The 22,862-nt window shown below is 55.7% G+C and carries 23 protein-coding genes and 1 pseudogene; 18 read left to right on the top strand and 6 right to left on the bottom strand.

Annotated features, from left to right (window positions below):
• Positions 1-24 precede the first annotated feature (24 nt).
• Positions 25-252 (bottom strand): hypothetical protein, encoded by a 228-nt coding sequence (locus WD823_RS05565; RefSeq protein WP_368428487.1) that lies wholly within the window; start codon positions 250-252, stop codon positions 25-27.
• 111 nt (positions 253-363) lie between these two features.
• Between WD823_RS05565 and WD823_RS05570 the strand changes: the two genes are divergently transcribed.
• Positions 364-1,254: a fumarylacetoacetate hydrolase family protein gene (locus tag WD823_RS05570; protein ID WP_368428488.1), complete on the top strand. Its 891-nt coding sequence runs from the start codon at positions 364-366 to the stop codon at positions 1,252-1,254.
• A 190-nt stretch (positions 1,255-1,444) separates the two neighbouring features.
• Here WD823_RS05570 and glp read toward each other — a convergent pair whose 3' ends face one another.
• From glp to WD823_RS05590, 4 genes are read right to left on the bottom strand one after another with little or no spacing between them, the layout of a single operon-like run.
• Positions 1,445-2,719: a gephyrin-like molybdotransferase Glp gene (gene glp / locus WD823_RS05575; RefSeq protein WP_368428489.1), complete on the bottom strand. Its 1,275-nt coding sequence runs from the start codon at positions 2,717-2,719 to the stop codon at positions 1,445-1,447.
• Between the two features lie 13 nt (positions 2,720-2,732).
• Positions 2,733-3,302: a molybdopterin-guanine dinucleotide biosynthesis protein B gene (mobB, locus tag WD823_RS05580; protein WP_368428490.1), complete on the bottom strand. Its 570-nt coding sequence runs from the start codon at positions 3,300-3,302 to the stop codon at positions 2,733-2,735.
• Positions 3,303-3,935, bottom strand: a complete 633-nt coding sequence (mobA, locus tag WD823_RS05585; protein WP_368428491.1) for a molybdenum cofactor guanylyltransferase MobA — start codon at positions 3,933-3,935, stop codon at positions 3,303-3,305. It lies immediately after the preceding gene.
• Between the two features lie 46 nt (positions 3,936-3,981).
• On the bottom strand, positions 3,982-4,173 hold the full coding sequence (locus tag WD823_RS05590; RefSeq protein WP_368428492.1) for a hypothetical protein: 192 nt from the start codon (positions 4,171-4,173) through the stop codon (positions 3,982-3,984).
• A gap of 323 nt (positions 4,174-4,496) precedes the next feature.
• Between WD823_RS05590 and WD823_RS05595 the strand changes: the two genes are divergently transcribed.
• The 9 genes and pseudogenes from WD823_RS05595 (at position 4,497) to WD823_RS05635 (ending at position 13,607) form a co-directional block, all read left to right on the top strand.
• Entirely contained in the window at positions 4,497-5,933 is a 1,437-nt protein-coding gene (locus WD823_RS05595; protein WP_368428493.1) for a sigma-54-dependent transcriptional regulator, read from the top strand.
• Between the two features lie 41 nt (positions 5,934-5,974).
• Entirely contained in the window at positions 5,975-8,065 is a 2,091-nt protein-coding gene (locus WD823_RS05600) for an ATP-binding protein (RefSeq protein ID WP_368428494.1), read from the top strand.
• 45 nt (positions 8,066-8,110) lie between these two features.
• Positions 8,111-8,332: a DUF6494 family protein gene (locus tag WD823_RS05605; RefSeq protein WP_368428495.1), complete on the top strand. Its 222-nt coding sequence runs from the start codon at positions 8,111-8,113 to the stop codon at positions 8,330-8,332.
• A 197-nt stretch (positions 8,333-8,529) separates the two neighbouring features.
• Positions 8,530-9,429: a transporter substrate-binding domain-containing protein gene (locus WD823_RS05610; protein ID WP_368428496.1), complete on the top strand. Its 900-nt coding sequence runs from the start codon at positions 8,530-8,532 to the stop codon at positions 9,427-9,429.
• A 158-nt stretch (positions 9,430-9,587) separates the two neighbouring features.
• Positions 9,588-10,328 carry an amino acid ABC transporter permease gene (locus WD823_RS05615; RefSeq protein ID WP_368428497.1) on the top strand — a complete coding sequence of 247 codons (741 nt, stop codon included), beginning with the start codon at positions 9,588-9,590 and terminating at the stop codon, positions 10,326-10,328.
• Positions 10,329-10,335: 7 nt separating this feature from the next.
• Positions 10,336-11,019: an amino acid ABC transporter permease gene (locus tag WD823_RS05620; protein WP_368428498.1), complete on the top strand. Its 684-nt coding sequence runs from the start codon at positions 10,336-10,338 to the stop codon at positions 11,017-11,019.
• 22 nt (positions 11,020-11,041) lie between these two features.
• On the top strand, positions 11,042-11,770 hold the full coding sequence (locus tag WD823_RS05625; protein WP_368428544.1) for an amino acid ABC transporter ATP-binding protein: 729 nt from the start codon (positions 11,042-11,044) through the stop codon (positions 11,768-11,770).
• Positions 11,771-11,860: 90 nt separating this feature from the next.
• A complete protein-coding gene (locus WD823_RS05630) occupies positions 11,861-12,313 on the top strand; it encodes a MaoC family dehydratase (RefSeq protein WP_368428499.1) in 453 nt (150 codons plus the stop codon).
• 72 nt (positions 12,314-12,385) lie between these two features.
• Positions 12,386-13,607, top strand: a pseudogene (locus WD823_RS05635) (alpha/beta fold hydrolase).
• A 30-nt stretch (positions 13,608-13,637) separates the two neighbouring features.
• On the opposite strand, the gene WD823_RS05640 reads toward WD823_RS05635, so the two are convergent.
• A complete protein-coding gene (locus WD823_RS05640; protein ID WP_368428500.1) occupies positions 13,638-14,861 on the bottom strand; it encodes a pyridoxal phosphate-dependent aminotransferase in 1,224 nt (407 codons plus the stop codon).
• A gap of 535 nt (positions 14,862-15,396) precedes the next feature.
• Between WD823_RS05640 and WD823_RS05645 the strand changes: the two genes are divergently transcribed.
• The 8 genes from WD823_RS05645 (at position 15,397) to WD823_RS05680 (ending at position 22,803) form a co-directional block, all read left to right on the top strand.
• Complete coding sequence (locus WD823_RS05645; RefSeq protein ID WP_368428501.1) at positions 15,397-16,635, top strand: amino acid ABC transporter substrate-binding protein; 1,239 nt, start codon at positions 15,397-15,399, stop codon at positions 16,633-16,635.
• A gap of 57 nt (positions 16,636-16,692) precedes the next feature.
• Positions 16,693-17,592, top strand: coding sequence for a branched-chain amino acid ABC transporter permease (locus WD823_RS05650; protein ID WP_368428502.1), 900 nt, complete (start codon positions 16,693-16,695; stop codon positions 17,590-17,592).
• A gap of 89 nt (positions 17,593-17,681) precedes the next feature.
• Positions 17,682-18,578, top strand: coding sequence for a branched-chain amino acid ABC transporter permease (locus WD823_RS05655; protein WP_368428545.1), 897 nt, complete (start codon positions 17,682-17,684; stop codon positions 18,576-18,578).
• A complete protein-coding gene (locus WD823_RS05660) occupies positions 18,575-19,318 on the top strand; it encodes an ABC transporter ATP-binding protein (RefSeq protein WP_368428503.1) in 744 nt (247 codons plus the stop codon). The genes WD823_RS05655 and WD823_RS05660 overlap by 4 nt, the downstream gene beginning before the upstream one ends.
• Positions 19,318-20,202, top strand: a complete 885-nt coding sequence (locus WD823_RS05665; protein ID WP_368428504.1) for an ABC transporter ATP-binding protein — start codon at positions 19,318-19,320, stop codon at positions 20,200-20,202. Before WD823_RS05660 ends, WD823_RS05665 begins: the two co-directional genes overlap by 1 nt.
• Positions 20,203-20,486: 284 nt before the next feature.
• Positions 20,487-21,167: an AzlC family ABC transporter permease gene (locus WD823_RS05670; protein WP_368428505.1), complete on the top strand. Its 681-nt coding sequence runs from the start codon at positions 20,487-20,489 to the stop codon at positions 21,165-21,167.
• Positions 21,164-21,493: an AzlD domain-containing protein gene (locus WD823_RS05675; RefSeq protein ID WP_368428506.1), complete on the top strand. Its 330-nt coding sequence runs from the start codon at positions 21,164-21,166 to the stop codon at positions 21,491-21,493. The genes WD823_RS05670 and WD823_RS05675 overlap by 4 nt, the downstream gene beginning before the upstream one ends.
• 98 nt (positions 21,494-21,591) lie before the next feature.
• On the top strand, positions 21,592-22,803 hold the full coding sequence (locus WD823_RS05680) for a nitrate/nitrite transporter (RefSeq protein WP_368428507.1): 1,212 nt from the start codon (positions 21,592-21,594) through the stop codon (positions 22,801-22,803).
• The last annotated feature ends 59 nt before the right edge of the window (positions 22,804-22,862 follow it).

Genomic DNA, 22,862 nt, shown 5'->3' on the forward strand with positions numbered 1-22,862 from the left:
GCGCGACTGTCGATTTTGAGGTCATTACAGGTCGTGACGCGTGGGCTTGGTTCCGGCTTGGGGATATTGTTTTTTTACTTCTAGGTTCTGATCAATCGATCCTCGCAGACTGGTATGAACCGGTGCGTCGACAGCAATCGTGGCGCCGGTACGAAAATCGTGCTTTGAGATGATGGGATATTCATGTACGATTGGCGTTAAATTCCCCGCTTCGAACTCTATCGCGCGCCAAGCCAGATGCGTATTATTCAAGTTATATGCGCAGAGTTTCGGTGCCAGGAACATTGTAGACCAGCTCCCTGTTCCCTCTCTCCGGAAAAATAACAGCGAAGCTTCATTCCCGGGCTGAATTAATATAACAGCATGCATCTTGTTACTTTCCAGAGTGCTGGCCGGAGTCGTATCGGGATACTCGATCCTTCATCCGCTGAAATTACCGATTTTTCCCAAGCCGCGCCGGACTTGCCGGATACGATGCAGTCGTTCATTGCCCTGGGAAACGCGGGACTGACCGAGGCCAGGCTTGCCATCAAGCGCGGGACAGGACGCGTCCCGGTCTCGGCAGTACGTCTGCTCGCACCGATGCCGAATCCGCGCCGAAATATCTTATGTGTTGGCAAGAATTACCGCGAGCATGCCAGGGAACTGCAATCGAGCAATGTGCTGAACGACAATTCCGGGGAGATTATTCCCGAAGTCCCGATTTTTTTCACCAAGGCAACCTCATCCGTGATCGGACCGAACGAACCGATTCCGGGATGGCTCGATCCGGAATCCTCCACCGATTACGAGGGCGAGCTCGGCGTGATTATCGGTTCCGGGGGGCGCGGCATTACCCGCGCCGAAGCCATGCGGCATGTTTACGGTTACACGATTATCAACGACATAACATCGCGCGGGTTGCAGCGTCGCCATGCGCAGTGGTTTCTCGGGAAAAGTCTCGACGGTTACTGCCCCATGGGTCCGGCTCTCGTTACCGTCGATGAAGTGCCGGATATCGGTTCATCGCGCTTGCAGACCCACGTGAACGGTGAATTGCGACAGCAGGCGCTTATTTCTGAATTGATCTTTGATATTCCAACTTTGATCGAGGTTTTGTCGCGCACGATGACGCTCGAGACGGGCGACATTATCGCCACGGGAACGCCGGCCGGAGTGGGTGCCGGGTTCAAGCAGCCAAAATATTTAAAAAAAGGCGATGTGGTCGTCGTTACCGTTGATCGTATCGGCAGGCTGGAGAACGCAGTGGCCTAGAAGAATGAAAAAACGCATTGTTCCATGTTTCAAGAATTACAACTCAAGTAGACGCGGCATTAACTCCACCAGGTTGCACGGTTGCCTCCGGTAATCCAGCTGCCAGCGTGCGGGAGTGAAGCGTGGAGGTGAGGTCATGGTTCCTCTCTGTTCGCGTCTAGGATTGTCAATCCTGAAAACTCCGTGAACTTCAAAGCATGCCGTAAAAAGGCTGCACGTCCACAATTGTTCCCGGTTCAACGGCATTGCTATCCTGTGGAAGGATCACAAAACAGTTGGCCTCGCTCATGGAGCGTAAAATGCCCGAACCTTGTTTCCCGGTGGCCCGGACAATCAAATCTCCACTGACGTCGCGTTCCAGCACGGCACGCTGGAATTCCGTTCGCCCCGGCCTTTTCTGAAATCTCGATATACATCGAACCTTGTAGGTCATCATCCCGGCATGTGTGCCGGTTTGGCCCATCATTCGGCGCAGCGCCGGTTCGACAAATTGGTAAAAAGTCACCATGACTGAAACCGGATTACCCGGAAGACCGAAGAATGTCGCTCCCCGCACTCGTCCGAAAGCGAGTGGACGACCCGGCTTCATGGCGATTTGCCAGAAACCGATTTCACCGAGTGCCTCGAGCGTTTCTTTTACGTAATCGGCTTCCCCTACGGAAACACCGCCGGAAGTGATGACGACGTCGGCATTCTCCGATGCCTCGATAAACGCCTTTTTGATGGCGTCGCGATCGTCGCGGATGACACCCATGTCCTGTATGTCTACGGCCAGGCGCGTGAGCATCCCGTAGAGTGTGTAGCGATTGCTGTCGTAAATCTGTCCTTCAGTGATGGGTTGACCGATAGAGCGCAATTCATCGCCGGTCGAAAAAAAGGCAACGCGAATCCGCCGTCTGACCGATACTTCCCCGAGTCCGATCGAAGCCAGCAAGCCCAGTTCGGGGGGCATAATCTGTTTCCCGCTGGTAAGCGCCACTTGGCCTGTTGCCAGATCTTCGCCGGCGGCACGAATGTTTTCTCCCTCTTTTAAGGCAGTTCCGATCCGGATCATGTTATTTTCGATTCGCACATTTTCTTGCATCACGACCGTGTCGGCACCCGCCGGGACCGCCGCGCCTGTCATGATGCGTATGCATTCACCGGCGTGAACATGGCCATCGAACGGCCTTCCGGCCCAAGCCGTTCCGATTACGCGCAACGCAGCCGTTCCGGCAGCGGCCAGATCAGCATGAACGAAGGCGTATCCGTCCACGGCGGAATTGGTGTGTGATGGAACGTTGATGGGAGAGCGGATATCTTCGTCCAGGATACGCCCCAGCGCGCTGCGCAGAGCGATTTTCTCGGCGCCGGAAACAGGGTTTACACCGGACTCGATGCGTTTTCGTGCTTCATCCACGCTCAGGGCGGAAGCAGCTTGTTTGTCGCCGCAAGCAGGGAGGGAAGAAGTTTTGCCATCGCTCATGATTTTGTCTGTACTATAAGTTGCGTTTCGGGTTGTTCGATGCATGAACCGGCTTTCCTGCCGATTTATCCAGAAATCCCACGATAAATTCGGATATTTCCTCCGGTCGATTGAGATCAAGTCTCGGCAGACTTGTTTTTACCGCCAATGGAGCATCAGAGGCAATGGCGATAATCGAGCTGTCATCGGGATAAAGCAACGGGTGCCCCAGGCTCGGACGATGGAGTTCGATCTTCGGAAATTGCTCGGCTTTGAATCCTTCCACCAGAATGAAGTCCAAAGATGACTGGTCGAGGTGATGCAGCAGTTCTTCCAGACACGGTTCCTGAGCAGGTTCCGTTTCGACGACCAGCGCCCATCGATGTCGCGACCCCACCAGAGTCTGGATGGCGCCGGCCTTGCGTAACTCATAGCTGTCTTTCCCCGGTACATCGATATCGAAGCTGTGATGCGCGTGTTTTACCACGCCGACACGATATCCGCTGCGGCGGAGCGCGGTCACCAGTTTTACCAATAGCGTTGTCTTGCCCACGCCGCTGAAGGCGGCAAAACCCACTATAGGAATGGCAGTGTTTTTCAGCATTTATTGGTTTCGCTCCGCGACCAGTTTGTTTTCCAGATCGGCACGTTCTTCCGGACTGTTTACATTGAGAAACGAATTGGGTGTGTCATCAAAATAGGCGATGGCCAACCGGTGCCGGGCGTACCAGCGGTCAATCTTCCGCTCACCGGCGTTTAAAAACTCAAGTAAGTCAGGCAACAGAACGCATCGGATCAATGCAAACACGGGGTGCGTCCGGTCCCCGTCATGGACGCTGCTGATATCCGCGTTCTCGCGCTCCATGGCCTCATGCAGGCGTCTGACCAGGCCATCGCTGATGAGCGGTGAGTCGCATGGCACGGTGACGATATATTTAGTCCGGGCCGCCTGCATTCCGCTCGCCATACCGGCGAGGGGACCTTGAAATCCATCCATTATGTCCGGTATTACCCGAAAACCGAAGGCTCGATACTGCTCAAGATTTCGGTTTGCGTTAATAAAAATATTATCGACTTCACGCCGTAGGGCATTGATGACATGTTCGACCATGGGTTTGCCATTCAAAATTACCAGCCCTTTATCGATTCCCCCCATCCGCTGGGCACGTCCGCCGGCGAGAATGACCGCGGTAATTTCCCGCCTGAAAGTTGAAGGTGAAGGCATGGAGGGATTCATGATTCCACTCGTACCCCCCGGTTGACTGCTGCAGGAAATCCTTGATTCATGTCGGAAAGATCATCCACCAGATGTATTTTCTGTCATGCAATCGCAGAAGACCATCCCCGATTGCGGCGGCCTGCTGTAATTCACGGCAGGTAATGACGACGCCACTTTTTTCCGTAATGAATCGTTGAATCAGATAAATGGGTGCGTTCTCGCGATTCAAGATCCATGCTGGATAGCGGATCGCCATGCAGCAGGAAGCGCCATAATGCAGACGTGAATTGTAAGAGAATCTCCTTTACGATGTGCTTTTTTAGCTCCAGTTAGTGCAATTCCGGTGCCATTTCTTTTTATGATCATTTTCATGCATATTACATGGGGCCTTTTTACTTCATGAAACACAACAGTTTGACAACCGCGTCAAATTGGCGCACCTTAATCCTGCGTTGCGTCAGATTGTCGCATTGATTTTGTGATTCTGTTGATTTTCATGAGTTATTTTCCGATGGTTGGTGTGCCCACAGTTCGTAAGTGAACCGCTTGTGTCACAAAGTTTATTGAGGCGTAAAGATTATGTCCATCAGCACGGTTCAACAAGCGTCATCCCTGCCGTCCGAGAAATACTCCCGGACTGAACTGCCTTCGAAACGGAGCGGTTCGATCCTGGTGGTTGATGACGAGGCAGGGATCAGAAATTTCCTTCATCGCGCCCTCATCAAAGAATACGGCCTGGTCGAAGTCGCTGAGTCGGTGGAGACGGCGGAAGAGCTTCGTCAGCGGTGCCATTTTGATCTGTTAATCGTGGATATCCGGCTTTCCGATCGCTCGGGTCTGGAATGGGTGGAAGAACTGCGTCGCCGCGGAAATACCGTCGACGTCATTTTCATAACCGCCTATGCCGATCTCACCACGACAATCAGCGCACTGCGTTCGGGGGCAACTGATTTTATTCTCAAACCTTTCCGTCTTGAACAAATACTGGCTTCAGTCGAGCGCAGTTTCGAGCGGCGCATGCTGGCTCGGGAAAATCTTACACTGCGCCGGCAAGTAAATGACATTTCCGAGCGGCTTTATGGGAATTCGGGAATACTGGGCCGGAGTTCGGCGATGAAAACCGTCAGCGACATGATCAAGCGAGTGGCCTCGACGCCAAGTTCGGTTTTGATCGAAGGAGAAACCGGCACCGGCAAGGAACTGGCGGCGAGCGCCATTCATCGTCTTAGCGGACGCGAAGGGGCATTCGTGCCGGTTAATTGCGTGGCCATTTCGCCCGATTTGTTTGAAAGTGAACTGTTCGGCCACACCAAAGGCGCGTTTACCGGCGCTCATCAATCGCGTGACGGGCTGTTCAGCTTTGCCAACGGTGGCACGTTGTTTCTCGATGAAATTTCGGAAATGCCATCGCCGTTGCAGGCTAAAATACTGCGCGTCCTTGAAAACCACCGGGTCCGTCCGGTGGGATCCAACCGGGAGATAAACGTGGATGTTCGGCTTATCGCGGCCAGCAACCGCTGTCTTGAAGATGCGGTGATAGCGGGTACCTTCCGCGAAGATCTTTATTATCGTCTTAACGTGGTGACGATAAAATGCCCGCCGCTGAGAGATCATGTTGAAGATATACCGGAAATGGTCGGTATCTTTACACAATCCCTCGCCCTGGAATTGGGTGTCAAACCGTTTTCCTTCAGCCAGGATGATATGGCGCGCTTGCAATCCTACCGTTGGCCGGGCAACGTCCGTGAATTGAAAAACCTGGTGGAGCGCGCGTTGCTGCTCGGTAGTTTTCCCTGGGAGGCCATATCCGGTAATTCCGGCCAGGCGGAATCCGCGACCCCAAACCAAACTACGCTTGAGTTTTCCGCTGATTTGACACTGGAACAGGTTGAAAAACAGCACATGCTGCAGGTCCTTAGTGCGGCCGATGGAAATAAATCGGAAGCCGCGCGACGTCTGGGGATCTCGCGAAAAACCATGGAACGCAAGCTGCGCTCCTGGCCCGAATTATCCTGATATTCACCGGTTGTCTTTCCGCGGGTTAACGGTAGCGAGTCATGTTTGTCAAATTCCGCGAACGGATTGGATCATCACTCCGCAATAAATTATTTGCCCTGGTATTGCTCCCCACCGTCCTCGCGATGATCACCACGCTGGGATACACCTTTTACTGGTTTAACGGCATCACACGGGACAACCTGTTCCTCAAGGCCAAGGCAGACCTGGCGCTCGCGCAGCAGTCCATTCAACAAGTCGGGAGAGAACGTTATCTTGCCGCCCTCCAACGGTTGGCGGATTCATATGAATTCCGCGCAATGATCCGTAATAGCGATGCAGCATCCATCACTCGTGCCTTGAAACAATTGCAAAAGGAGCAGACTTTTGCTTTTTTGCACGTCACGGGCGAACTGGGCAACTGGCTCTTCGAGGGCAATCAACAGAAAAACGCCAGTAGCAAACCGACGCCGCTTACCAGTCGCGCCGTTCGCGGCCTGACGGGCATGTCATTGGAAGTTTTCACCGCGGAAAATCTCCGGCGCGAAGACCCGGGCCTGTTGTCCCGTGCGCGTTTGGGCATTAAAGAAAATGCCGTGCAGCAAATTTATCGAGCGCCGCAACCAGCCCGCGTACCCGTGTTCGAGGAACGTGCCTTGATATTGCGCATGGTTTATCCCGTAACCGATAAGCAGGGAAACCTCATGGCGGTATTGGACGGCGGGGTGATGATCAATAACGACACCGAGGTGGTAAATGCCGTGCGTGACCGGATTTACGGCCCCGGTACGCTGCCGACAGGCGGGCTAGGTGTCGTGGTGTTTATGCTGGATGACGTTACCGTCAGCAGCAATATCCCGAACCAGCAAGGAACTGATTCGGTCGGAGGGCGTGCCGCCCAGGAAATTAGGCAAAAAGTTCTGGAAAACGGTGAAATGCTGGTGAACCGGAGTTTTCATGGAGGTCAATGGTATATCTCCGGTTATGCGCCGCTCTTCGACGTGCATGATCGGGGTGTTGGAGTGCTGCATGCGGGCTTTCTCGAAGCGCCGTATCGGCGCGCTTATTATTGGGCGGCACTGTTGCACTTGCTGATATTACTGGCCCTGTTCAGCGCGTCGGCATGGGTTGCTTATCGCGGCGCCAAGAGAATTCTCAAACCGGTCGGGCAAATGATGGCGGTAGTACGGGCCACGCAAGCGGGGCTTGAACGGCGTATCGGTGAGATTGATTCGAGAGACGAGCTCCGGGAACTCGCGCGCCAATTCGACTCTATGCTGGATTTGTTGCAGCAACGAAACCGCGAAATTCAGCGGGCCGCGGCTGAGCTCGAAACCAAGGTCGAGGAACGCACACATGAACTGGAAATGAAGAACACCGATCTCGAGGCGACAGTGGATCTGTTGCACAAGACTCGGCAACAACTGGTGATGGCGGAAAAACTTGCGGCCGTTGGAGAGTTGGCAGCCGGCGTGGCACACGATATCCACAATCCCACGGCGGTTATTCTGGGAAATCTGGACATCCTGGCCACTGAACTCGGCTCGGCCATCGACCCGGTCAGGACCGAAATTGATTTGATCATGCAGCAGGTGGAAAGAATACGCCATATTGTCAACCGGTTACTGCAATTCTCGCGGCCATCTCGGGAAACCGGCGAGGTGGTGGAAGTCGAGATTAACCAGCTGATAAAAAATACCGTGCCCCTGGTGCGACATATGGTGGAGGAAAGGTCCATCACATTCCGCCAGCGCCTTGCCGCAACCCGGCTGATTCGGATCAATCCTTATGATCTCGAGGCGGTTTTGATCAATCTGACGATTAACGCGTATCATGCCGTGTCGCCGGGCGGAATCGTTGAGATCAGCACGGCAGACTGGGATCACCGGGGCGTGGTCATCAGTGTACGGGATGACGGTATTGGTATTCCGCCGGAAATGCTGCATCGTATCTTTGACCAGTTTTTTACCACCGACCCGCAACGGCGAACGGGTCTTGGTCTGTCGATCAGTTATGGTCTCATACACCGTTACGGCGGCGACATAACGGTGGAATCGGAGCCGGGCAAGGGCAGCGTATTCCATGTCTGGCTCCCTCAAGAACCGGTATTCGCGCCACAGCTTGAGGTGATAGATTATTCGCTGCAAGCTTGAACCGGCGCCGGGCTTATGAACGGTCGTGCGTTATGGAGAAAAAGTATGACTAAATCATCCATTGATGAAGAGAAACTTAACATGGCAATTCGCAAATTTCTGAAAAAAGTCGGTATCACCTCGCAGCGCGAAATTGAGCGCGCCGTGCGTGAGAGTCATCACGCGGGTAAAGTAAAAGCGGGCGATAATCTCAAGGCGCAAATGACGCTTGAAATAAAAGGAATTGGCTTGCGCCATACCGTGGAGGATGACATAACTCTGGGATAAATCTTTAAGGCCGTCCCGAGGCCGGTTCAGCAACGACGGAAAAATTCACGGGCGGCACTAATGGGAAGTTACTGCGCCGCGGGCACAATATGGACAATATCCCGTCCAATGGGTAGTCTAGATTGCACGGATTTTAGCTGTGTCGTTCTATTTTAAGGGTCGGCACCTCACAATAACATCAGGCGGTAGGAGGTATCATGAAACGTTCGGCAAGTTTGCTGCTTTGGGTAGTGTCATTCGGTTTGCTGGTCGCTCCCGCGATGGCGGAGCAATTGACCGGTACGCTAAAAAAAATCAAGGACACAGGCTCGATCACCATCGGACACCGGGAATCCTCGATCCCTTTTTCATACCTCGACGATAAGCAGCAGCCGGTGGGCTATGCGATGGACCTATGCATGAAGATTGTTGACGCGGTCAAAACCGAGCTCAAGATGCCGAATCTGAAAGTCAATCTCCAGCCGGTTACCTCGGCCAACCGGATTCCGCTGATGCAGAACGGCACCATCGATCTCGAATGCGGTTCGACCACCAATTCCGTTTCCCGGCAACAGCAGGTGGCTTTTGGCCCGACGTATTTCGTGATCAACGTCACCGCGGCGGTCAAGAAGAATTCAGGCATCAGGAGCCTGGCTAACCTGAACGGCAAAACGATTTCAACCACATCGGGCACCACCTCGGTTCCATTGCTCAAGAAATATGAAAAAACCGCCAATGTGAGCGTAAAGGAGATTTACGGCAAGGATCACGCCGAATCGTTTCTCCTTCTGGCGCAGGATCGCTCCGCGGCGTTCATTATGGACGATATCCTGCTCGCCGGGCAGATTGCCAATTCAAGCAACCCGGGTGATTTCACGATACTCAAGGAATCGCTGCGGCAGGAACCTTACAGCATGATGCTGCGCAGGGACGATCCGCCATTCAAGGCCTTGGTTGATAAAGCCGTCGGGGGCGTCATGAAATCCGGTGAAATCGACAAGATCTACGCCAAGTGGTTTAACAATCCGATCCCGCCGAAGGGGATCAACATGAATTTCCCGCAGACGCCCCAGATCAAGGAAGCATTTAAGAACCCGAACGACAAAGGCGTTGAATAATCGGGACCGTCCTCAGCCCGCTGAAATAATCATGGGCCGGAGCGCGAGAAACCGCTGCCGGCCCTTTTTTTGGTAAATTGTCTAGCCGCTGATATATGCCGTAAAACGAAAAATGTTGCGCCGCTTCCCGTGGCGCCAGCTTGAGGGCATGGTGTTCGATGAATTATCACTGGAACTGGGGCGTCTTCTTTCAGGAAGTTCCTGGCGGCGGTGAGTATTACTGGGAGCTGATCGTAGCGGGAATCGGCTGGACGCTGGCCGTGTCGGCCTGCGCCTGGGTTATCGCCCTGGCGCTCGGTTCTGTGATCGGCACTATTCGCACGACAACCAATCCCTGGTTGGTGCTCCTGGCCAAGACATGGGTTGAGGTCTTTCGCAACATACCCTTGCTGGTGCAGATGTTTCTCTGGTATTTCGTGGCGCCGGAACTTATTCCGCCGCTCAAGCGCTGGGTGATTCAAGTCGATCCGGGAACCGCTCAATTTCTGGCGGCGATCGTGTGCCTGGGGCTGTTCACGTCGGCCCGGATTGCCGAACAGGTTCGCGCCGGCATTCAGTCGTTGTCGACCGGTCAGCGTTATGCCGGCATGGCGCTCGGGCTTACGCCAACGCAGGTTTATCGGCATGTATTGCTGCCGATGGCGTTTCGCATCGTCATTCCGCCGCTGACCAGCGAGAGCATGAACCTGATCAAGAATTCCTCGATTGCCTTGACCATCGGCCTTGCGGAGTTGACGTTCCGTGCGCGCGAGATGGGTGAATACACGTTTAATTTCTTTGAGGCGTTCACGGCCGCGACCTTGATCTATATCGTCATTGCGATGACCGCCAACCGGGTCATGGCGACTATCGAACGAAAAACCGCCGTCCCCGGCTTTATCGCCGGTGGATCGAGGTAAACCGCCCATGACGCTCGATTTCGACGTCATTCAGCGCTCACTGCCCTATCTCTGGAAAGGGTTCCAGTACACCGTCCAGTTGACTGGCACGGCGGCACTCGGCGGACTCTTCTTCGGCACGTTGTTGGCGCTTGCCCGGCTTTCCGCGGTCAAATTTCTGGCTTATGTTGCCGCCGGCTACGTGAACCTGATGCGCTCCATTCCGCTCATCCTGGTTATCTTCTGGTTTTTCTTTCTGGTTCCTCTGGTAGTGCAGGGCATTTCCGGTGCCGAGCGTCCGCCGCAGATGGGCGCCGAACGGACGGCGATTATTACCTTCATTATGTTCGAAGCAGCCTACTTTTGCGAGATCATGCGTGCCGGTATTCAGTCGATTCCAAAAGGCCAGGTGTACGCGGCCTACGCGCTCGGACTGACCTACGCCCAGACCATGCGCCTGGTGATTCTGCCGCAGGCGTTTCGCAACATGATCCCGGTATTGCTTACCCAGCTTATTATTCTCTTCCAGGACACCTCGCTGGTTTACGTCATTTCGGCGACGGACTTCGTGGGCGCGGCCGCCAAGGTCGCCCAGCGCGACGGTCGTCTGGTGGAAATGTATCTGTTCGTCGCTCTTGTCTACTCAGTGATTTGTTTCACCGTGTCCCAAATGGTGAAGCGGTTGCAGAGCCGGATCGCCATCGTTCACTGAGGATCGTATCATGCCGGAACCGATGATTGTCGCAAAGCATGTAAGCAAGTGGTACGGCAAGTTCCAGGTATTGAACGACTGTTCGACCGAAATTCACAAGGGCGAGGTGGTCGTCGTGTGCGGTCCTTCCGGGTCCGGCAAGAGCACGCTGATCAAGTGTGTCAACGGGCTCGAGCCGTTCCAGCAGGGCGAAATTTCTGTTGACGGGATCTCGGTGGGCGCTCCCACAACCAAGCTTTCGAAACTCCGGTCGCGGGTGGGCATGGTGTTTCAGCACTTTGAACTGTTCCCTCACATGACCATCATCGATAATCTCTGTCTGGCGCAGACCAAGGTGCGCGGTCGTACCCGGGAGGAGGCGGAGGAGCGAGGTCAAAAACTCCTGAAGCGGGTGGGATTGACCGAACAGGCGCACAAATACCCCGGCCAGCTTTCCGGCGGCCAGCAACAGCGCGTCGCGATTGCCCGGGCCTTGGCCATGGATCCGATCTGCATGTTGTTCGACGAGCCGACCTCCGCTCTGGATCCGGAAATGATTAATGAAGTGCTGGATGTGATGGTGGAACTGGCCAAGGAAGGCATGACCATGATGGTGGTCACCCACGAAATGGGTTTCGCCAAGAAGGTCGCTCACCGGGTTGTTTTCATGGATGAAGGCCGGATCGTCGAGGATGCCGGAAGGGAAGAATTTTTCGGAACGCCGCGCAGCGAGCGGGCAAGGGAATTTCTGTCGAAAATCCTGCATGATTAGGGCACGATTCGCCCGAAAGAATAGATGAGGTTTGTCGCGCTCAGCGTTTACCCGCAGTTCTATTTTTTCTAAATTCTGGGGAAATTTATCATGGCGGAATTGTTTTTGGACGACTTCAAGGCAGGAGATACTTTCCTGTCTGACGGCGTAACGATCACGGAAAGCGAAATCATCGACTTCGCCCTGAAATACGATCCGCAACATTTTCATCTGGACGTTAATGCGGCGGCAGATTCCATTTACGGAGGATTGATTGCGAGCGGATTCCAGACATTGGCCGTCTGTTTCCGCCTGTTCATCCAGAAAGGAATTTTGGCGAAATCGAGCCTGGGATCGCCGGGAATCGACGATCTGAAATGGCGCGCGCCCGTGCGACCCGGCGATACCCTGAAAACCAGAACCGAAGTGCTGGAAATCAAGCCATCCTCGTCGAAACCAGACCGGGGAATTCTGCGGCTGCGTTACTCCGCCATGAACCAGCACGGTGATGAGGTGTTGTCATTTGTGTTAAACCACTTGCTGAAAAAGAATGAAAAGCGGTGACTTGAATCGCTGCACACTCCTCGCCATGAGCCGGATCGCCGGCATCTGACTTGAATCCTGGAGGACTACCTCATGAGCAAGATTCGCGCACTGATCCATTTTCCCGGCGCCCTGGGAGACCGGCTCGCGGCCCGTCTTGATCTGCCCGTAACGCCGCCCGCGGCGTTCGCCCTGTTTGCCCATTGTTTCACTTGTTCCAAGGACAGCCTCGCCGCGTCCCGCATCAGCGCCGCGCTGACCGATAACGGCCTGGGTGTTTTACGGTTTGATTTTACCGGTCTGGGCGCGAGCGAAGGAGATTTTGCCAACACGAATTTTTCCTCCAATGTCGCCGATCTCGTCGCGGCGGCTTCGTGGCTGCGTGAGCACCATCAGGCTCCCCGTATTCTGGTCGGTCACAGTCTGGGGGGAGCGGCCGTCCTGGCTGCGGCGGAACAAATTCCTGAATCGGCGGCAGTGTCCACGATCGGCGCGCCGTACGATCCGGCGCATGTGCGCCGTTTGCTGGAGGGAGTGACACCGGAAATCGAGGCGGCGGGGGCGGCCGATGTCACGATTGCCGGAAGAAAATTCCGCATCAAACAGCAGTTTCTGGACGATATTTCCAGTCAGAACAGCAACCGGTACCTTGCCCATCTGCGCAAGGCGTTATTGATATTTCACTCTCCCCGCGATACCACGGTCAGTATCGAGAATGCGGGGATGATCTTTGCGGCCGCGAAGCATCCGAAAAGTTTTATATCGCTCGACGACGCCGACCATCTCCTGACGCGAAAGGAAGACGCGCTTTATGTCGCTTCCGTTCTGGCCTCGTGGGCCAGCCGTTATGTCAAACCGGCTCCGCCGCCCGGCTGTTCCTGCGGAAGCAGGCGTGGTGACCGTCAGCGAAACGCTGGAGAACAAATTCACGCAATCGATCGCCGTCGGCGGTCATCATCTGCGCGCCGACGAGCCGGAAAGCTTTGGCGGCACCGATACCGGTCCCTCGCCCTACGATTTGCTGCTGGCGAGTCTCGGCGCCTGCACGTCCATGACGCTGCGTCTGTATGCCGATCGGAAAAATTGGCCGTTGGAGCATGTCACAGTGCGTCTCAAGCATGAAAAGATCCATGCCCGGGACTGCGCCGAATGCGAAACGAAGGAGGGAAAGATCGACAGGATCGATCGGGAGATTGAGTTGCAGGGCGCTCTCGATGCTTCCCAGCGCGCGCGATTGCTCGACATTGCCAACAAATGCCCGGTGCACCGGACACTGTATTCCGAAGTGATTGTTCCGACACGGCTCATCGACTGACCCCAGTCATAGCCCGTCGCCGGGGAGTTTTTAGGTAACGACTTTTTCCCTGACCCGGGTATTGGCGCGGATGAAATCCGCCAGGCGCGCCACACCTTGCTCAATGGCTTGCCGGGAAGCCGCGTAACTGAAACGAATGTGCTGACCTTCATTCAGCACGCGCGCACCGAAATGAATATCGGCAAGCACCGCGACACCGGCATCGTTCAGTAGCCGCGAGCGAAATTCCTCCGAGTCCTTGGCGCCGATCAGCGCGCACGCTGTGGTCACATTCGGCCACACGTAAAACGCGCCGCCCGGGTTCTGGCAGTTGACTCCCGGCACCTGGTTGAGCAGATTGACGATCAAATTGCGGCGTTCCATAAAACGATCGCGCATCTGTCCGGCCGCGTCCTGCGGGCCGTTGATGGCTTCGACCGCGGCCCACTGGCTGATGTGCGAGGCGCAGGACTCGGTATTGGTTACCCAGCGGGCGAAGGTGGGCGCCAGCGTCTTGTTTACCGCATAGCCCAGACGCCATCCGGTCATGGCCCAGGTTTTTGACGCGCCGTCACAAATGATGGTGCGCTCAAGCAGGCTGGGAAATTGCGCGATCGAGACAAAATCGCCCTCGTACACCAGGCGGGAATAAACCTCGTCGGCGAAAATCCATACCTGCGGATGTTGGCGCAGAATATTCGCGATGGCCTCCATCGCCGGGCGCGGGATGATTCCGCCGGTTGGATTGTGCGGTGAATTCAGAATCAGCAGCCTGGTTTTCGGCGTGATTCTGGATTCCAGCTCGCGCGGTTCGAAATTAAATCCGCGCGCCTCGTGCAGCGGGATCGGTACCGGTACCGCGCCCAGGGCGCGAATCTGCGATTCGTATATCGGAAATCCGGGATTCGGGTAGATGACCTCATCGCCCGCGCCGTGATCTGTAACCGAAAGAATGGTATAGGCGATAAACGGTTTGGCTCCCGCGCCCACCACCACATCGTCCGGACTGACCGGAACGCCGCGCCGTTGCCCAATGTCCCGGGCCACCGCTTCGCGCAGCTCGAGAATGCCGGCAGAGGGCGTGTAACCGTGCTTGTTGTCATGAATCGCCTTGATCGCCGCTTGCTGAATATTGACCGGAGTGGGAAAGTCGGGTTGGCCGATGCAGAACGAGATGATGTCCTGGCCTTGTCGTTGCAGATCGCTGACTTCCGCCAGTACCACGAAGGCATTTTCGGTACCGAGCTCACTGGTACGGCGGCTAAGGACGGGCATCTGGTGATTTCCTCCGGGGAAAACCGGGATTCGTCCGGACGTGATATATCATGCGCCCGGTTTAGGGGTCAATTTTAAGAATGATTTTAAAGCAATACGAACAAACCGTCGATTCAGTCAGGAATAATTTTCCGTATCATGATAACTGATTAATAATGGAAATTGTGTTTGAATTGAAAAGATTAATAGACTTAATCGATTGTTTTTCACAAATAATCGCAAGGTAACCGCTTTCTCACATTAAATACTCCATCCATATATACAGCTCCGGAGACAGTTTACGGGATATGTTTCGCTACAGTTGGCGATACATGCTTCGTCAGGTATGCTGATGCCATGGTGCTGGCGCATGTTTGCAAATATACCGGTGACACATAATTTCCTTGATGTTGTAGGGCAAGATTTGAATCCGGGGTGGCTCGCCAGAGCGGATAATGTACGTTAGACTGACTTGGTTTTTACAACAGCGGATAGGGTCGAGCCGGAATTCGGATCGGAACCCATTACACCAACTTAAACGAAACAGGAGGGGCAAATGGTGAAATTTGAGAACACACGATTGTTTTTGGCGCTCGGTGTCGCATCGCTGTTTCTCGCGGTGTCCGGTACCGGCAACGCCAAAGTAGAGGGCGATACGATAGTTCTGGGCGCCGCGGTATCCTTGACCGGCAAGTATTCCACCAACGGCAAGAACACGAAGGACGGCTACGATCTTGCCGTCAAGCGCATTAATGAAATGGGTGGTGTCAAAGTCGGCGGGAAATCCTACAAGCTCAAGGTAACCTACTACGACGATGAATCCACGCCCGCCCGCGGCGCGCAGCTCGCCGAACGGCTGATCAACCAGGACGGGGTGCAATTCCTCCTTGGGCCGTACAGCTCGGGACTCACCAAGGCCATCGCGCCGGTAACCGAGAAGTACAAAATCCCGCATGTGGAAGGCAACGGCGCCGCCCGCGAGCTGTTCACGCAAGGCTACCGCTATCTGTTCGCCGTGCTGTCGACCTCGGACTATTATTTGCGCGAGGCCGTAAACTTGGCGGCTGAAATGGCAAAAAGTCAGGGTAAAGACCCCTCCAAGCTGAAGATCGCCATGGCGTTTGAGAATGACCCCTTCAGCCAGGACGTGCGGGACGGCGTCGTTGAAGACGCCAAGCGTCACGGCATGAAGATCGTGATCGACGACAAGCTGCCGCCCGAACTCAACGACATGTCGGCCACGCTGACCAAGGTCAAGGCGGTGAAACCCGATCTGCTGGTTGTTTCGGGTCATGCCAAGGGTGCGGTACTTGTCGCGCGCCAAGTGAAGGACATGAAAGTGGACGTTCCTATGATTGCCACGACCCATTGCGACTCGGCTAAACTGGCCCAGACCATGCCCGCTGAGTCGGAAGGCCTTCTTTGTGCATCGCAGTGGGACCGGACGTTAAGCTATCGTGACAAATGGTTTGGATCGGCAGACGATTATGCCAACCGGTTCGCGGCGGAGTTTAATTATACTCCTCCTTACCAGGCGGCCGAGTCGACGGCGGCGGCGCTGGTCTACATCGATGCCTTCACGCGCGCCCAATCGTTCGACAAAGAAAAGGTACGCGATGCCATTGCCGCCACGGACCTCATGACGTTTTATGGGCCCGTCAAGTTCGACAAGACCGGCATGAACACCGCGAAGCCGATGGTGCTCTACCAAATCCAGAAGGGACAGTACAACGTGGTGGCGCCGTCCAAGTACGCGGCCGCGAAGCTGGAGTACCCACGCAAGTTGCCGCAATAAAAAAAAGTAAACGCCCCGTCCCGGCAATAAAGTCCGGGCGGGGCGATTTCTACGGCCATGGACAGTATCCAGCTTCTCTTTCAGGCCCCGGTGTTGTCGGTGCAACTGCTGCTCGACGGCATGCTGATCGGCGCCATCTTCGCCCTGGCCGCCTTCGGCATGGCGCTGGTCTGGGGCGTCATGAACGTGATCAATATCGCCCAGGGCGAGTTCGTGATGCTCGGGGGATATGTCGCCTTCTTTCTTTACGCCGCCGGTATCCATCCGTTCTTCGGCATTCCATTGGCCGCGGTCGTGTTGTTTATTTTCGGGTGGTCGCTGTATAAAACCATCATCTTTCGCGTCGTCGACAAGGATCTGTTCATTTCAATCCTGGCGACATTCGGCCTCAGTATCCTGCTGCAACAGCTCGCCAACGAACTTTTCGGCGCCGACGTCCGTACCGCCGAGTCCGGATTTGGAACGCTGGTGTTATTCGACGGTCAGGTAACGGTCGCGGAGATCAAGCTCGTCGCCTTCATTGCGGCCCTGGCACTCGGGGGGCTGCTGCTGTTGTTTCTCAAGCAATCGCGACTCGGACAGGCGATTCGCGCCACGGCGCAGAACGCGCGGGCCGCACGCATCATGGGCATCGACACCGACCGGGTTTACGCCGCCACCTTCGGCCTCAACGCCGCGATCTGCGGCGCCGCCGGCGCGCTCGTCGCCATGACCTGGATCATCCATCCTTATCTCGGACTGCCGTATACCATCCGCTCCTTCATGATCGTGATCGTGGCGGGGTTGGGTAACGTGGCCGCGGTGTTGGCCGCGGGCCTGGGGCTCGGCGCGGCGGAAAACTTCGCCGGATTTATTTTCGGCGCCGAATACCAGGCGGCGTTCGTATTCGGACTGCTGGTGATTATCCTGATGTGGCGTCGCTTCTGGCTGAACCGCCAGCGCCGGTATTTGAAATGACGGATACGGTCAAACGCATATTGTTTTATTCAATTATCGTGGCCGTGGCGCTCGCCGCCCCTTCGGTCGCCCCGGATTATCGCACGCAAATGGCTTTCCTGTGGGTGATGGTTGTTTTCGCGCTGACGTGGGACATCCTCGGCGGCCAAATGGGTTATAACTCGTTTGGCAATATTCTGTTCTTCGGTGTCGGCATGTATGTCTGTGCCGTCATCCAACGCGACTCCGGTTTGGGATATTACCCCGCGCTCTTCCTGGGGATGGGTGCGGGTGCGCTGGTCGCGGTCGTTTTCGCGGCGATTTTCGGATCAGGCATACTGGGATTGCGGGGCCACTACTTCGCGATTTGCACGCTTGGGCTCGGCATCGCGGCGGGTGAATTCGCCAGCGGGTGGGATTACATCGGGGCCGGCTCCGGCATGGTGACACCGATCTTCCCCGGAGAACCGGGGGGCCGCGAGAAATTCTTTTACTACGTCATGTTTGCCTTGGCCGTGATCACGTTTCCGGTTTTGCGCTGGTTGTATTCCGGAAGATTTGGTTTGGCGCTCAACGCCATCCGCGACGATGAGGATAAAGCCGAGGCGATGGGGATCCATACAACACGGTACAAAATCACGGCCTGGTGTATCTCGGCATTTTTTCTAGGTTTGACGGGCGCGGTGGTCGGAAACATGATCGGATTTATCGACCCGCGCGACGTGGCGTTCGCCGGCCCGACCTTCGGGGTATGGATGGTTCTCATGGCGATCCTCGGCGGCAAGGGAACACTCTGGGGACCGGTGCTCGGGGCCGTGGTGTTTCACGTTACCCAGGAGGTTTTCTGGACGTATTTGCTGGGCTGGCAACGCGTGGCGCTGGGCCTGCTCATCGTGTTGATTGTCGTGTTTTTCCCGCTCGGCATCCTGGGCTGGGCGCGCGAGCGCTGGCCGGAGCGTTTCGGCCACGTGGTTGAGGAAAAACCCGACGCGAGGGCGACGGAGTGAAATCGATCCTCGAAGTGAGCCGCGTGCGCAAGACCTTTGGCGGAGTCGTCGCCAACAATGACATCAGCCTCAAGGTACACGAAGGCAGGATCATCGGGCTGATCGGTCCCAACGGATCGGGCAAGACCACGCTTTTCAATTCAATCGTCGGCTATCATCCCATCGACGCCGGCACCATCCGCTTTGAAGGCGATGAAATTTCGAAACTGCGCGTTCCGCAGATCGCGCGGCGTGGGATGTTACGCACGTTTCAGCAGACGCGCATCTACGGCAAGATGACCTGCGTACAAAACATGCTCATCAGCCTCCCGCAGCGTGAAGCGACATGGTATTCGATGTTTTCCCGGCTGGACGCCGAAGATACGGAAAAGGCCGAGAGCCTGCTCGAGTTCGTGGGACTTTACTCCAAGCGCCGCCTGCGCGCCGGCGATCTTTCTTTCGGCCAGCAAAAGCTGCTCGAATTTGCCATGGCGCTGATGACCAAACCCAAGATGCTGTTGCTCGATGAACCAACCGCGGGCATTAATCCTACCTTGATCAACGGTCTGATGAACCGTTTGAAGCGGGTCAACACGGAATTCGGCATTACCCTGTTCGTCATCGAACACAACATGCGCGTGATCATGAACCTCGCGGAATACATTTATTGCCTGGCGCACGGGGAACTCCTCGCCGAAGGCAAGCCTGACCAGATACAAAACGACCAGCGCGTGATCGACGCCTATCTGGGCGCGCACTGATGGCGAAAAAGCGCAAATCTTCCACCTGCAAAGACACGGGGCACGATTATGTGCTGGGTGCTAAAACCGGCGATGACATCCTGTCGGTTGACGATGTCGATGAAAAGGCCGCGCAGCTCGCCAAGCAAGGTCCGGGTATCGAACGCATCGGCGAACTTGCGAATCACGCGCCGCTGCTCCGCATTGACAATTTGGTCGCCGGCTACGGCATGATGGAAATTCTGCACGGCATCAACCTGCAGGTGGCATCGGGCCAGTCGCTTTGTCTCATCGGTCCGAACGGCGCCGGCAAGTCCACGATCTTGCATTCGATTTACGGCTTCACGCGCATTTTTTCCGGCGGCATCTCCCTTGATGGCCAGGACGTCACCAAGTTATCCCCCAACCAGAAACTCAAGCAGGCGGGGATCGCCTACATTCTTCAGGATAACTCGGTATTTCCCGACATGACCGTCGAGGAAAACCTGTGGATGGGCGGATATCTGATGGAACAAACCGACCAAGCCAAAGAATCGGCGGAACGTGTGTTTGAAAAATACGATCGTTTGGCCAAGCGCCGAAATCAGCCCGCGCGGGTGCTTTCCGGCGGCGAGCGCCGTTTGCTCGAAATTTCGCGCGCGCTGGTAATGAACCCGCGCGTGTTGCTGGTCGACGAGCCATCGATCGGACTCGAGCCGCGCTTCATCGGTATGGTGTTCGAAATTTTAACCGATCTGCAACGGAGCGAAGGCAAGGCTATCGTGATGGTGGAACAGAATGCCAAGAAAGGTCTTGAATTTGCCAACATCGGATATGTTCTGGTGTCCGGTTCAGTCGCCATAGCCGGCAAGGGACGTGAACTGCTGGAGCACCCCGACGTCGGCCGGTTGTTTCTTGGCGGTTGAAAACCGCAGCGCACGAGCAAGGAATGTGTTTGCAGTGAAGCATGCGTTGGTGTGCGACTCGTCCCGCGAACACAGTCATTTTCCCGGATGTTACGTCCGGCTCTGACCCGGTGCTATCCGTAATTGCCCATGCCCGGTTGGGTTGGCCGGTTGTCTGGCGGTTATCCCGGGTGCACCGGTAGATGGGCCATTGCCGGGCTTTGCGTCTTGTCCATGATACGGGAATTGCTTCGCGATGGTTACCTGACAAGGTAGCGCATCACGTTTTAACCTTAAATGAATATATGAATGCAAGCCGCAAGCAAGGGTTCAGGGCGGGCGTTTCAGTAATCCCCAGTTTTATAGCTATCTTCATCGGTTTTGGCGTCGCGGCTCGTGTGGCGGACGTGCCCGCGCCGGCCGCGGTATTGCTTACGATCGCTATATTCGCGGCTCCGGCCCAATTCGCGATAATCGAACTCACGGGTCAGGGTGCGGCGGCAATCGTGCAAATGATTTTTGCCGGCGTCCTGATAAACCTGAGATTCTTCCTCATGAGCCTGACGTTGGCGCATCTCTTCAGCGGCGTACCACGACTCCGGATGCTGGCCTCGGCGCAATTTGTGGCGGCATCGACGTTTCTGTTGACTTTTTTCCAATCGCGCAAAAAAAGCGAGCACGTTAATCTTCACGAGTTTTTTATCAGTATGGCGGTGGTGGTATTTCCCGCCGCCGTGGTTGGAACGCTGATCGGCGTCGCCTTCGGGGCCAATCTCCCACCGGCGTTTATGTTCGGCGCCTCCCTGTTTCTTCCGGTTTACTTCGCGTTGTTGTTATCCAGTGACGTCAAAGGCCGGTACGAAATCATGGCGGTGCTGTGCGGTTTCGTTTTTACCCCGCCGGTAGAAATGTTACTTCCCGGTTGGGGTGTGTTTGTCAGCGCACTGGGTGTGGGCGCCGCGATTACCGTTGCGGAAAAAAGATGAACGCCATCGAATGGACTCTGGTGATCGCCGGAGCGGGATTTGGCACTTATGCCCTCCGCGTCGCCCCGTTTATGTCCCTCCGGCTTTACCGTGTCGGCCAAAACAATCTACGCTTTTTGACCTTCGTATCGCTCGCCATCGCCGCCGGTATTGTGGCGCGTTCGATCGTGTTCGACGGGGGTTCGGTCGGGCAGCCGCCGGAATTGGCCATCAAGGTGGCTGCCGTGATGACGGCGCTGATCATTCAGTATCGAACGAAAAATCTGCTTGTCGCGCTGTTCGGCGGTGTCGGTGTGGCTGTGTTGTGGAAATGGCTGACGATGTAAGTCATGAAGTATTTTGGCCAGAGTCTATATTTCCCAGCGGGATATTAAACTGACGGTATGCTGACGTGACCCGAACCGTCTCCACTCAATTACCCGATATGAAGGTGGTCGTTGTGCTATGCACGGCAGAGGTGCTGAGCATGATTCCGTTTGCCACGGCTCCGGCCTTGCTGTCGTTGCTGATCGATACCTGGAGTCTGTCAAATTCTCAGGCCGGTCTCATCACCGGTATTTTTTTCGCCGGTTACATGGCGGCCGTTCCCGTGCTTACGAGTCTTACCGACCGGATTGACGCGCGCCGGATCTATCTGTTCGCCACCACGCTTTCCCTGATCGGTGCTTCGGGTTTTGCGCTGTGGGCGGATGGTTTCTGGTCGGCATTGCTGTTTCAGGCCATTGCCGGAGCCGGATTGGCGGGTACCTACATGCCGGGATTGAAGATCCTTTCCGACCACATCGCCGGAAAAAGACAATCGCGATCCGTGGCGTTTTATACGTCAACGTTCGGCGTGGGTGCAAGCCTGTCGCTGTGGTTCGCCGGAACCATCGCCACCGCGGTTGACTGGCGCTGGGCATTCGGCCTGGCTGCGATCGGGCCGGCGATCGCGGGGATGCTGGTGATGGGCGTTTTCCCACCGAAATCGCCTGATCAGGCGCACGCGCACACAAGCCACTTGCTCGATTTTCGCCCCATATTCCGCAATCGATCCGCCACCCGATACATCCTGGCCTATGCCGCGCATTGCTGGGAATTGTTCGGATTCCGTTCCTGGGTTGTGGTTTTTTTCGCCTTTGCGCTGAGCCTGCAATCGGGGACGGAACATCCGATCCGGAGTGCCGCCACGTTCGCGGCCATCGTCAATCTGCTGGGGCCTGGCGCGAGCATTATCGGGAACGAACTGGCTGTGCACTGGGGACGCCGACGCGTGGTGTTAGCGATAATGACGGCCTCCATCGTACTGGCTTGCGTCGTCGGATTTTCCGCCACGCTACCCTGGAGTCTGGTGCTGGCAACGATCATTGTGTACTTTCTTGTCATCATGGGAGATTCGGCCGCATTGACCGCCGGGGTCGTCGCCACGTCGTTCACGACTCAGCGTGGGGCCACCATGGCGGTCTATTCCATGCTGGGTTTCGGAGCGGGCTTTGTCGCGCCGGTCGTGTTTGGCGGCGTGCTCGATATTGCCGGAGGAAACAACAGTCCCCTGGCATGGGGATTTGCATTCGCCAGTCTCGCGCTGGGCTATGTTTTCGGACCACTGGTGTTGCTATGGCTGCGTGGTTACATGCCGCCGTCCCGGCAACGCTAAGTGTCCTCCGCGCGTGCCGGTTCATCGGCAGTGCTGCGTAAAGTACTTTGCACAATACG

Source organism: Sulfuricaulis sp., from assembly GCF_040901545.1.
In the GTDB taxonomy this organism is placed as follows: Bacteria; Pseudomonadota; Gammaproteobacteria; order Acidiferrobacterales; family Sulfurifustaceae; genus Sulfuricaulis.